This is a genomic window from Streptomyces sp. CG4 (assembly GCF_041080655.1).
Classification (GTDB): domain Bacteria; phylum Actinomycetota; class Actinomycetes; order Streptomycetales; family Streptomycetaceae; genus Streptomyces.
The window spans coordinates 2323984-2335979 of the sequence record NZ_CP163525.1 but is presented as its reverse complement, the minus strand read 5'-3'; the positions used below and the strand labels follow the sequence as shown (position 1 = coordinate 2335979).

Genomic DNA, 11996 nt, shown 5'->3' with positions numbered 1-11996 from the left:
TCCTGGCCTTCTCACTCGCCAACGCACCTCGCCGTGGCCCTCTTTGGTCGCCGGGGCGCTCGCGGGCCTGCCTGCGCCCGTCCCGGCCCTTCTCGGGGCCGCCGCGGGCGCCACCGTGCCGCTCGTGGGCCCGCCGGCTCGTACCCGCGAGGTCGCCCTGGCCCGCCGCGCCGGCGCGCCCGAGGCCACCGTCGGCGCCGCGCTCTCCTTCGAGAGCACGCTGGACGACATGTCGTTCCTGCTCGGCCCGGCGCTCGTCGGCCTGGCGGCGGTCCTCGCCCATCCGGCCTACGCGATGGCCGGCGCGGCACTCCTGGTAGCCCTCTGCGGCACCGCCTTCGCCCTGCACCCCACGGCCCGCCTGGTAGCCCCCGCGTACCGGACGAGCCGGCGGGCACGGCCCCCTGGACACGCCTCCCTACGGCACCTCCCCGCTACGTCGGCCGCTGCAGCACCGCCAGGCTCCGGTCGGGCAAGGTGATCAGGTCACCCGCCGCGACCTTCGTGCCGGACCCCGGTGGCACCCCGTCCGGATGCGCCGTGTCGACGACCACCTGCCACTGCCGGCCGTGGTCGGCCGGCACCAGGAAGTCCAGCGGCCCGGGCGAGGCGTTGAACATCAGCAGGAACGAGTCGTCGCTGATGCGCTCCCCGCGCGGGCCGGGCTCGGAGATCGCGTTGCCGTTCAGGAACACCGTCAGCGCCGAGGCCCGCGCCGAGTCCCAGTCCCGCTGGGTCATCTCCGTGCCCTCCGGAGTGAACCAGGCGATGTCGGACAGCTCGTCATGAGTGCCCTCCACCGGACGGCCGTGGAAGAAGCGCCGCCGGCGCAGGACCGGATGGTCCCGGCGCAGCCACACCATCGCGCGCGTGAACTCCAGCAGCTCGCCCGGGTCCGCGTCGTCCTCGGGCCAGTGCACCCACGCGATGTCGTTGTCCTGGCAGTAGGCGTTGTTGTTGCCGTGCTGCGTGCGGGCGAACTCGTCGCCGTGGCTGATCATCGGCACGCCCTGGGACAGCATCAGCGTGGCGACGAAGTTCCGCATCTGCCGGGCGCGCAGCCGGAGCACCTCCGGGTCGTCGCTCTCGCCCTCCGCCCCGCAGTTCCAGGACCGGTTGTGGCTCTCGCCGTCCCGGTTGTCCTCGCCGTTGGCCGCGTTGTGCTTGTCGTCGTACGAGACCAGGTCGTCCAGCGTGAAGCCGTCGTGGCAGGTCACGAAGTTGATCGAGGCCAGCGGCCGGCGGCCGTCGTCCTGATACAGATCCGACGATCCGGTCAGCCGGGAGGCGAACTCGGCGAGCGCCCGCGGCTCGCCCCGCCACAGGTCCCGTACCGTGTCCCGGTACTTGCCGTTCCACTCGGTCCACAGCGGCGGGAAGTTTCCCACCTGATAGCCGCCCTCGCCCACGTCCCAGGGCTCGGCGATCAGCTTCACCTGGGAGACCACCGGGTCCTGCTGCACCAGGTCGAAGAACGACGACAGCCGGTCCACCTCGTGGAACTGCCGGGCCAGCGTCGCCGCGAGGTCGAAGCGGAAGCCGTCGACACGCATCTCGGTGACCCAGTACCGCAGCGAGTCCATGATCAGCTGCAGCACGTGCGGGGACCGCATGAGCAGCGAGTTCCCGGTGCCCGTGGTGTCCGTGTAGTAGCGCGGATCGTCCGCGAGACGGTAGTACGACGGATTGTCGATGCCCTTGAAGGACAGCGTCGGGCCCAGATGGTTGCCCTCGGCGGTGTGGTTGTAGACGACGTCCAGGATGACCTCGATCCCGGCCTCGTGCAGCGCCCGGACCGCCGACTTGAACTCCAGCACCTGCTGGCCGCGGTCGCCCCACGAGGCGTACGCGTTGTGCGGGGCGAAGAAGCCGATGGTGTTGTAGCCCCAGTAGTTGCTCAGGCCCAGGTCGGCCAGCCGATGGTCGTTCACGAACTGGTGAACGGGCATCAGCTCCAGGGCCGTCACCCCGAGCTTCGTCAGATGGTCGATGACCGCCGGATGCGCGAGCGCCGCGTAGGTGCCGCGCAGCTCCTCCGGCAGCCCCGGGTGACGCATGGTCAGGCCCTTGACATGGGCCTCGTAGATCACCGTGTGGTGGTACTCGGTGCGCGGCGGCCGGTCGTCGCCCCAGTCGAAGTACGGGTTGATCACCACGGATGCCATGGTGTGCGGCGCCGAGTCCAGGTCGTTGCGGCTGTCCGGGGCGCCGAAGTGGTAGCCGTACACCTCCTCGCCCCACCGGATCTCACCGCTGATCGCCTTCGCGTAGGGGTCGAGGAGCAGCTTCGCGGAGTTGCAGCGCAGACCGCGCCCGGGGTCGTACGGGCCGTGCACGCGGAACCCGTACCGCTGTCCCGGCATCACGCCCGGCACGTACGCGTGCCGCACGAAAGCGTCGCTCTCGCGCAGTTCCACTGCCGTCTCCGAGCCGTCGTCGTGCAGCAGACACAGCTCTACTCGGTCCGCGGCCTCCGTGAAGACCGCGAAGTTGGTTCCGGCGCCGTCGTAGGTGGCGCCGAGCGGATACGCCTGTCCAGGCCAGACCTGCATGGATACGACTCTCCCAGGTGTGCCGCCGTCCTGGGGCCGCGTTGGCCCCCGAGTCGGCCCGAAAGTGACGGAACCACCCGTGACTTACGTCCCTCTTACCCACCGACCGGCGCACGCGACGGCTGCCGTACCCGCCCGTACTGCTGACCGACCAACAGCCCGTGCCGGTGCACTGGCAGTGCTTCGCCGTCGCACCGCATCGCCCGGCGGGACGTCACCGCTATGAATCCGCTCACTCCCCGTGACCTGGCGTGACAGAACGGCCCTGGGGAATGGCGGAGTTGACGAAAACAGTTGAGAAACCGACCTGTCCATCGGGCTGCACCGCCCACCCCTCGCGGAGTACCCTTCCTTGATCGTTGAGACGGAAAGGCCCGGGGGGCGGAAGGCGGTGCACGGGTGGGCTCGGGAGGGCTGGAGCTGCCCCCTGGTGACGAGGGTCACGAGGGAACCTCCACAGACGTCCCGCCCGGCGCGGTGTCCCTGGCCAGACCGATGAACGCGGGATCCATCGGGCCGGAGCTGGACTGGGACGCCGACGCCTGGCGCGAGGTGCGCACCCGCGCCCAGCGGGCCGGCCGGGCCTACATCTGGCTGAACCTCGTCGAACAGCGGCTGCGCGCGGTCGTGGCCGCCGTACTGCGCCCCATCTACGAACCCGTCCACGGCGACGACTGGGTGGTCGCCGCGGCCGGACCGGCCGGTCAGGAGTGGGTGCAGCGCGCGGTCGCGGTACGCGAAGTCAGCCGCCGCAAGGGCTATCTGCTCGACCCGGCCGACGACAACGTACTCAGCTTCCTCACCCTGCCCCAGCTGCGCGAGCTGATGGTGCAGCACTGGCCGTGCTTCGAACCGTACTTCGACGAGCGCCGCGATCTGGAACTCGCCCTGGACGAGCTGGAGGTGACCCGGAACGTCGTCTCCCGCAACCGGGCGCTGTCCGAGGCCGTCCTGAGCCAGGCCGAGCGGGCCTCGGCCCGGCTGCTGGAGATGCTCGGCTCCGCCGGTGACGTGCCCTCCGCGCGCCGGCTGCCCGTGGACGCGGTCGAGGACCTGGTCGGCGACCGGTACGCCGACGTGGTCGCCGTCCACCCGGACCGGGTACGGCTCATGCGCCAGTTCCCGGCCGAGGACATCTTCGGCTCCGCCCGCCGCCTCGACGCCATCGGCATCGGCCTCAATCTGCTGGTGCAGAACTTCTCCGGCCGCCGCCTGGTCCGGCTCGCCGAGTCCGGCTGCCGGGTGCGGCTGCTCTTCCTCAACCCGGCCTCCAGCTCGGTCAAGCGCCGCGAGCGCGAACTGGGGATGAAACGGGGCGAACTGAGCCGGTCCGTCGAGATGAACATCCTGCACATGCGCCGGGTGCGCTCCCGGCTGCGCGACCCGGGCGCCTTCGAGATCCAGGTCTACGACGAGACACCGCGCTTCACCGCCTACCTGGTGGACGGCGACGGCGCCGACGGCATCGCCGTGGTGCAGTCCTATCTGCGCGGGGCGCGCGGGATGGAGTCGCCGGTGCTGGTGCTGCGCAACGGCGGCAAGCTTGTCAAGTCGGACGATGTGCTCGAAGCCGGACTCTTCCCGACATACCGCGAGGAATTCGAGCTGTCCTGGGCGGATTCGCGCCCGGTGTCCTGAACCGTCCGCTCCGGCAAGCGGAACGCGATCCTCGGATTGTCAGTGCCACGTGCGATGGTGGAAGCCACTGGGGGAAAGCACCACCAAGAAGGGGGGCCGCCCATGGGCTGGCACCGGGAGCTGCTGATCGGCTTCGACCTGGAGACGACCGGGACCGATCCGCGCGAGGCGCGCATCGTCACCGGCGCGGTGATCGAGGTCAGGGCCGGTGAGCCCATGGGCCGCAGGGAATGGCTGGCCGATCCGGGCGTGGAGATCCCGGCCGACGCGGTGGCGGTGCACGGCATCAGCAACGAGCGGGCGACGGCCGAGGGCCACCCGGCCGACCGGGTGGCCGACGCCATCGCCGACGTCCTGGTGGGGTACTGGAAGACGGGCGTCCCGGTCGTGGCCTACAACGCCGCGTTCGATCTCACCCTGCTCTCCGCCGAGCTGCGCCGGCATGCCCTGCCGTCCCTCTCCGACCGCCTCGGCGGCGCCCCGCCCGCCCCGGTCATCGACCCGTACACCATCGACCGCCGGGTCGACCGCTACCGCCGCGGCAAGCGGAACCTGGAAGCGGTCTGCGCCGAGTACGGCATACCCCTCGACGCGGCCCACACGGCCCCGGCCGACGCCCTCGCCGCGGCGCGGCTCGCCTCCGCGATAGCCGACCGCCACCCGAAGGTCGCGTCCCTGAGCCCGGCCGAACTCCACCAGCACCAGATCGAGTGGTATGCGGAGTGGGCGGCCGACTTCCAGGCGTTCCTGCGCCGCAAGGGGGATGCGGGAGCCGTGGTGGACGGGGCGTGGCCCCTAAGGGAGTTGACCGAGAGCGAGGGCCAGCCCGCGTAGACCGCGGGCGGCGTCCCCGCGCAGCTACGGGCAGTCGTGCCGCTGGGGTACCCCTGGGGGCACCCTCAGAACGGATACCACCGCACCGTCTCGTCCCCGTCCCGCAGGGACCCCACCCGCCGTCGGAACTCGGCCAACGCCTTCGGATTGCTCGGGGCGTGCTGGGCCACCCAGGCGCAGCTGGCCGTCTCCCGCGCGCCCCGCAGCACCGCACAGCCCTCCCATTCCCGCACGTCCCACCCGTACGCCGCGGTGAAGGTGTCGTACGCCTCGGCGGGCAGCCCGTACCGGTCCCGGGAGAGGGCCATGACCACCAGGTCGTGCTCGCGCAGGTCGGCGGAGAAGGTCTCCAGGTCGATCAGGACCGGTCCGTCCGGCCCTATGTGCACATTGCGGGGCAGCGCATCGCCATGGATCGGGCCCGGCGGCAGATGGGGCGTCAGCGCGCCCGCGGCCGCCGCGAAACCGTCCCGGCGCGCACGGAGAAACGCCGCGTCCCCGGGGTCGATCACATCGCCCGCGAGCCGCAACCAGCGCTCCACACCGCCCAGCAGCTCGCGGGGCGGCAGCACGAAGGAAGGAGAGGGAAGTGCGTGCACCATGCGCAGCAGCTCCGCCAGGTCCCGCGGCTCGGCCGGGCGTACGGGCTCCGGCAGCCGGTGCCACATCGTCACCGGGTGCCCGTCCACCAGCCGCGGCTTCGGCTCGGCCGCCCGGACCGCCGGCACGCCCGCCTCGGCCAGCCACCCGGCGATGTCCAGCTCGCGCCGGGCCCGCTGCAGCAGCTCGGCGTCCCGGCCCACCTTCACCACCAGATCACCGGCGGCGAACACCGCGTTCTCACCGAGGGCGAGGAGCCGCGCGTCCCGGGCGGCCGGGCCCGGCAGTACACCCGCCGCGGCCAGTACGTCCCGTGCCCGTGCCTCGTCCATCGTGCTTCCTCCGTGCCGTCCCGGTGTGGCGGATCTGCCGTACCCGGCCAGTCTTGCATTCGTACAGGTCGGACGGTGTACGCGGTCCCTTGACGCGGCATCGGGCCTTCAGGGCCATGAACACACCAACCCTCCTCGGCCGCGGCGGGCAACTGGTCGAAGAGGAACTGGTTGAAGGCGAAGCCCGCGGGCGGGGCGATCTCCGATGCGTGGGTGCGTGGTACTGGGCCCACCGCCGTCCCGCCGCCGGGTGGACGGAAAACACTTTGAACGATACGTCTCGTCTCGCCTACGGTGTCGATCATGACTACTCCTCCCGCCCATCTCGCCATGTTCTCCATCGCCGCGCACGGCCATGTGAACCCCAGCCTGGAGGTGATCCGCGAACTCGTCGCCCGGGGCCACCGGGTCACGTACGCCATCCCGCCGGCGTTCGCCGAGAAGGTGGCCGCCACCGGGGCCCGGCCCGTGCCGTACATCTCCACGCTGCCCGGACCCGACGCCGACCCGGCGGCCTGGGGGACCACCCTGCTCGACAACGTGGAGCCGTTCCTGGCCGACGCGATCCAGGCGCTTCCGCAGCTCATCGAGGCCTACGCGGGCGACGAGCCCGATCTCGTGCTGCACGACATCGCCTCCTATCCGGCCCGCGTCCTCGCCCATCGCTGGGGCGTCCCGGCGATCTCCCTGTCCCCGAACCTCGTCGCCTGGGAGGGATACGAGGAGGAGGTGGCCGAGCCGATGTGGGCGGAGCCGCGGAAGACCGCGCGCGGGCAGGCGTACTACGCCCGGTTCGAGGCGTGGCTGGCGGAGAACGGGATCACCCAGCACCCGGATCCGTTCGCCGGGCGCCCGGCCCGCTCGATCGTCCTCATTCCGAAGGCCCTGCAGCCGCACGCCGACCGGGTCGACGAACGCGTCCACACCTTCGTCGGCGCCTGCCAGGGCGACCGCTCAGACCAGGGCGACTGGCAGCGGCCCGCCGGTGCGGAGAAGGTCGCGCTGGTGTCCCTTGGCTCGGCGTTCACCAAGCAGCCCGCGTTCTACCGCGAGTGCGTCCGGGCCTTCGCCGACCTGCCCGGCTGGCACCTGGTCCTCCAGGTCGGCCGGCATGTGGATCCCGCCGACCTGGGCGACGTACCCGGCAACGTCGAAGTGCGCAGCTGGGTGCCGCAGTTGGCGATCCTGCGGCAGGCCGACCTGTTCGTCACGCACGCGGGCGCCGGCGGCAGCCAGGAGGGGCTGGCCACCGCCACCCCGATGATCGCCGTACCGCAGGCCGTCGACCAGTTCGGCAACGCCGACGTGCTCCAGGGCCTCGGCGTCGCCCGCCGGCTGGACACCGAGGAGGCCACCGCCGACCGCCTCCGCGAGGCCGCACTCGCCCTGGTGGGCGACCCGGAGGTGGCCCGCCGCCTGAAGGAGATCCAGGCACAGATGGCGCAGGAGGGAGGTACCGGCCGAGCCGCCGACCTCATCGAGGCCGAACTGACGGGAGCGGCACGGAAATAGGCGCGGGCCCGTCGGCAGCCGAGTGCCGACGGGCCCTTGAGGACGTGTCCGGGCGGGATCAGACGGGCAGTCGCTCGCCCTCCTCGCGCGTGGGCGGCGCGGCGGCCGGCTCCGGCGACTCGTCATGGGTGAGGTCGGGGAGGCGGTGCAGCCACTTCGGCAGGTACCAGTTGCGCTCGCCGAGCAGTGCCATCACGGCCGGCAGCAGCACCCCGCGAATGACGGTCGCGTCGATGAGGACCGCCGCGGCCAGGCCCACGCCCATCTGCTTCATGGACTGCATCGACAGCGTGCCGAAGATCGCGAACACGGCGACCATGATGACCGCCGCGCTGGTGACGACACCGGCCGTGGTGACCACGCCGTGCCGGATCGCGTCCGCCGTCGTACGGCCGCGCATGCGGGCCTCGCGGATCCGGGAGACGACGAACACGTGGTAGTCCATCGACAGCCCGAACAGGATCACGAAGAGGAACAGCGGCAGCCAGGTCACGATCGCGCCGACACCCTCCGCGCCCACCAGCGAGGCACCCCAGCCGTGCTGGAAGACGGCGACGAGGACGCCGTACGCGGCGCCCACCGACAGCAGGTTGAGCACGATCGACGTGAGCGCGACGGTCAGCGAGCGGAACGACAGCAGCATCAGCAGGAAGGCGAAGACGACCACGAACGCGAAGACCGGGAGGACGGAGCCGAGCAACTGGTCGTTGAAGTCGTGGCTGCCGGCGACCTGTCCGGTGACCGGCGCCTGCACGCCGTCCACCTTGCCGAGCGTGGCGGGCCGGACCTCGTCCCGCAGCTTGTCCAGGCTCTTGACCGCCCGGTCCATGTCGGAGCCGCCGACCAGTGGCACGGAGATCAGCGCGACGTTCTGCGCGTCGTGCAGCCGGATGTCGACCGGGCCGTGCGAGGCGCCCGAGGCGATCGCCTGCTTCTTGAAGTCGGCCAGTGCCTGCCGTACTTCGGGGGCGTTGATGTCCTTGGCCTTGACGACGACCTGGGCCGGCTCACTGCCGCCAGGGAAGGCCTCGTTGACCCGGTCGTACGTCTGCACCATCGGCAGTGACTTGCCGAACTCCTGGTCCAGGGTGAGCTGTTGCGTCTTCATGCCCAGCGCGGGCGCCGCGATCGCCAGCAGCGCACCGGCCGCCACGACGACGGAGACCAGCGGCTTGGCCAGCACGCCACGCAGGACGGCCGTCCAGAACCGGCTGCCCTCGTTCGCGCCGTGCTTGCGGCTCCGGCGGGCGAGGAACGGGATCCGCCCCTTCTCGACGCGCTCGCCGAGCAGCGAGAGGAGGGCGGGCAGGACGGTGACCGAGCCGACCATGGCGACCGCGACCACCATCATCGAGGCCAGACCCATCGCCTCGAAGGTGGCGAGACCGGTGAACAGCATGCCCGCCATCGCCACGCACACCGTGACACCGGAGACGATGATGGCCCGGCCGCTGGTGGCGGCGGCGATCCGCAGGGCGGTGCCCGGGTCCCGCCCGGCCTGCCGCTCCTCGCGCTCGCGGCGCAGGTAGAAGAGGCAGTAGTCGACGCCGACGGCCATACCGACCAGCAGCATCACGGAGTTGGCGGTGTCGCTCATCGGCTGCAGATGGCTGACGATGCCCATCAGGCCCATCGTCGCCATGATCGCGGTGATCGCGAGGGCCACCGGCAGCAGCGCCGCCACCAGCGCCCCGAAGGCGATCAGCAGGATGCCGAGCGCCACCGGCACCGCCGAGTACTCGGCCTGCTGGAAGTCGTCCCCGAAGGCGTCCTTGTACTGCTTCTGCATGCTGGCGCCGCCGATCTCCTCGATCCGCAGCGAGCCGTGCGCCTTCTGCACCCCCGCGACGGCGTTCAGCACCGGTTCGACCCGGTCGACGGCCGTCTTGGCATCGCCGCGCATGTCGAACTGCACCAGTGCGCTGCGGCCGTCACGGGAGATCGTGTGCGTGTCGTACGGCGAGGTCACGCCCGTGACCTTCCCGGTGTCCTGGACGGCCTTCACCACGTCGGTGACGGCGGCCCGGAACTCGGACCCGGTCGCCGTCAGGGTCGTGTCCTTGGACTGGATCAGGACGGTCTCGCCGGCCGGCTCCTTGATCCCCGCGTCATCGATGATCAGGGCGGCGGTGTGTGTCTCGCCCTTCAACTGGTTGTTCTCGTCCACGTCGACCCGGCCCGCCGCCGAGCCGAGCCCCATCGCCAGCACGACGAACAGCACCCATATGCCGACGGCCGCCCAGCGGTGCCGGGCGCTCCAGCCGCCGGCGCGGGCCGCCAGCCCCCGCACCCGCATGTCCCTGTTCCCCATCGCGGGTCTTCCCCCCTGTGTGCGGTGGCGGCCCCCTGCCGCCACATCTGCGCTTGCTCCGGTACGACCGTATGAGCCGGATAAACGCCGCTCCTCGTGCTGCCCGGTGAACTCTGCGGCCGGTCCGTCACCACTGGGGAGGACGACGGTCCCTTACACCTATCCGCACGTCTCGGGGACACGTCTCGGGGTTCGCGCAGCCGGCGCCACAACGAGAGGACATGGGTTGTCCGTTCTGCCGCCGGCGCGCGGTTTGTGATTACGAAGACTTGTTGAACAAGTCACAGGTGCGTGTAGAGGTTGATCCAGTGCCCGCCGATCGGCGAGAGTTTCGCGCAGTCCCGTCCCGCACGGGCCCGGCCGTCGTGCCCGCCCCCACGGGGCACGACGGCCGCAGGACCTGTCCGGCGATTCCCCCCCCACGCTCGGCTTCGCTCGCGCGGGGGGACCCCAGCGCCGCCGCGAGGCCCGCCTCCGGGCGGACGACGGGAATCGCCGGACAGGGCCTAGGGTGGCCGGATGACGACCTACGCGGCGCTGTTGCGCGGAATCAACGTCGGCGGCAGCAAGAAGCTCCCCATGGCCGACCTCCGCACTCTGCTCGCCGGACTCGGGCACACCGGCGTACGGACCTATCTGCAGAGCGGCCAGGCCGTCTTCACCGCCGGTCACGGGGATGAGGAGTCGCTGGCGGCGGAGCTGACCCGGGCGATCGAGGAGCGGTTCGGCTTCCCGGTCGACGTGCTCGTACGCGACCACGCCTACCTCCGGGCGGTCGCCGAGGACTGCCCGTTCCCGGCCGCCGACCTGGAGGCCAGGCAGTTGCACGTCACGTACTTCTCGGCGGCCGTCACCCCGGACCGCTACGCGGACATCGACCAAGCCGCCCATCTCCCCGAGGAGTTCCAGCTCGGCGACCGCTGCCTCTACCTCTACGCCCCGGACGGCCTCGGCCGTTCCAAGCTCGCCGAGGCGCTGTCCCGTCCGCGCCTGACCAAGGGCCTGATCGCCACGAGCCGCAACTGGAACACCGTGGTCAAACTGGTCGAGCTGACGGCTCCGGGAGCGTGACCGACCGCGGGCCGAGCAAGGGCGTGTGCGAGGCTCTGGTCCATGCGCTACATCATCATCGGGGCCGGCGCGGTCGGCGGGACCGTCGGCGGGCGGCTGGCCCAGGCCGGGCGCGAGGTCGTCCTCGTGGCACGCGGCCGGCATCTGGCGGCACTGGAGGAGCACGGGCTGCGACTACGGGTGCCGGAAGGGGAGTTGACGTACCGGCTGCCCGCCGTCGCCGGACCCGGCCCGCTCGGTGAACTGCGCGCCGACGACGTCCTCGTCCTCGCCGTGAAGACACAGGACACCGCGGCCGCCCTGGAGGCCTGGGCGGACGTGCCCGTCGCGGGCGGCGGCCGCGCCGCCGATCGGCTGCCGCTCGTCTGCCTGCAGAACGGCGTGGAGAGCGGGCGGCTGGCGCTGCGCCGCTTCCGTCAGGTGTACGGCGTCTGCGTCTGGCTGCCCTCGACCTTCGTGGAGCCCGGCGTCGTCTCCGCCGCCGGTACCCCGCTCACCGGCATCCTGCACCTCGGCCGCCTGCCGCACGGCGCCGACGACACCGCCCGCCGGATCGCCGCCGACCTGGCGGCCTCCCACTTCGAGGCTCCGGTCGTGCCGGACATCGACCGCTGGCAGTACGCCAAGCTGCTCTGGAACCTCGGCACCGCCTTCGAGGCGGTGTGCGGGCCGCCCGCCGACGAGGTGGCGCACGCTCTGCTTGCGCGTGTGCGGGCCGAAGGGGAGGCCGTGCTCGACGCGGCCGGCATCGCCCACGCGAGCGCCGGGGAACAGCGCGCGGCCCGTGGCGACAAGGTCACGCTGGTGCCGCTGGACGGGGCCCCGCGCGGCGGCGGTTCCTCCTGGCAGTCCCTCGCCCGGGGCACCGGCACCATCGAGGCCGACTATCTCAACGGGGAGATCGTCCTCCTCGGCCGGCTGCACGGCGTACCGACCCCGCTGAACGAGCTGCTCCAGCGGCTCGCCAACCGGTTCGCACGAGAGCGCCGGGCCGCCGGGTCCATGCCGGTCGCGGAACTGGAGCGCCTGGCGGACGAGACCGTGGCGGGCGTTCACTGACGAACGAATCGGTGGTGGGCGCCCCTTGATCGCGGCTCGCCGTCGACTGACGGTGATTCCGGTTGATCTTCCGGCCGGATTGGCGTT

Annotated in this window: 8 protein-coding genes and 1 pseudogene; 6 read left to right on the top strand and 3 right to left on the bottom strand. The window is 71.6% G+C overall.

All coding sequences use genetic code 11. The features are described 5' to 3' along the window. The first annotated feature begins 124 nt into the window (after positions 1–124). Positions 125–481 (top strand): hypothetical protein, encoded by a 357-nt coding sequence (locus AB5L52_RS10670; RefSeq protein ID WP_369363602.1) that lies wholly within the window; start codon positions 125–127, stop codon positions 479–481. Here AB5L52_RS10670 and glgX read toward each other — a convergent pair. Beyond that, complete coding sequence (gene glgX / locus AB5L52_RS10665; RefSeq protein WP_369363600.1) at positions 435–2552, bottom strand: glycogen debranching protein GlgX; 2118 nt, start codon at positions 2550–2552, stop codon at positions 435–437. The two genes, AB5L52_RS10670 and glgX, sit on opposite strands and share 47 nt — an antisense overlap. Positions 2553–2951: 399 nt before the next feature. Between glgX and AB5L52_RS10660 the strand changes: the two genes are divergently transcribed. Both AB5L52_RS10660 and AB5L52_RS10655 read left to right on the top strand, forming a co-directional pair. Beyond that, positions 2952–4190: an SAV2148 family HEPN domain-containing protein gene (locus tag AB5L52_RS10660; protein WP_351015210.1), complete on the top strand. Its 1239-nt coding sequence runs from the start codon at positions 2952–2954 to the stop codon at positions 4188–4190. 102 nt (positions 4191–4292) lie between these two features. Continuing rightward, on the top strand, positions 4293–5024 hold the full coding sequence (locus AB5L52_RS10655) for a 3'-5' exonuclease (protein ID WP_351569271.1): 732 nt from the start codon (positions 4293–4295) through the stop codon (positions 5022–5024). A gap of 65 nt (positions 5025–5089) precedes the next feature. Here the strand turns inward: AB5L52_RS10655 and AB5L52_RS10650 are convergent, their stop codons facing one another. Next, entirely contained in the window at positions 5090–5956 is an 867-nt protein-coding gene (locus AB5L52_RS10650) for an aminoglycoside phosphotransferase family protein (RefSeq protein ID WP_351015207.1), read from the bottom strand. A gap of 266 nt (positions 5957–6222) precedes the next feature. On the opposite strand from AB5L52_RS10650, the pseudogene mgt reads away from it, so the two are divergent. Continuing rightward, positions 6223–7468 (top strand): annotated as a pseudogene (gene mgt / locus AB5L52_RS10645) (macrolide-inactivating glycosyltransferase). A 58-nt stretch (positions 7469–7526) separates the two neighbouring features. Here the strand turns inward: mgt and AB5L52_RS10640 are convergent. Continuing rightward, complete coding sequence (locus AB5L52_RS10640) at positions 7527–9779, bottom strand: MMPL family transporter (protein ID WP_369363597.1); 2253 nt, start codon at positions 9777–9779, stop codon at positions 7527–7529. A gap of 519 nt (positions 9780–10298) precedes the next feature. Between AB5L52_RS10640 and AB5L52_RS10635 the strand changes: the two genes are divergently transcribed. After that, on the top strand, positions 10299–10850 hold the full coding sequence (locus AB5L52_RS10635) for a DUF1697 domain-containing protein (RefSeq protein ID WP_369363596.1): 552 nt from the start codon (positions 10299–10301) through the stop codon (positions 10848–10850). Between the two features lie 42 nt (positions 10851–10892). Beyond that, on the top strand, positions 10893–11909 hold the full coding sequence (locus AB5L52_RS10630; RefSeq protein ID WP_369363594.1) for a ketopantoate reductase family protein: 1017 nt from the start codon (positions 10893–10895) through the stop codon (positions 11907–11909). Positions 11910–11996 lie beyond the last annotated feature (87 nt).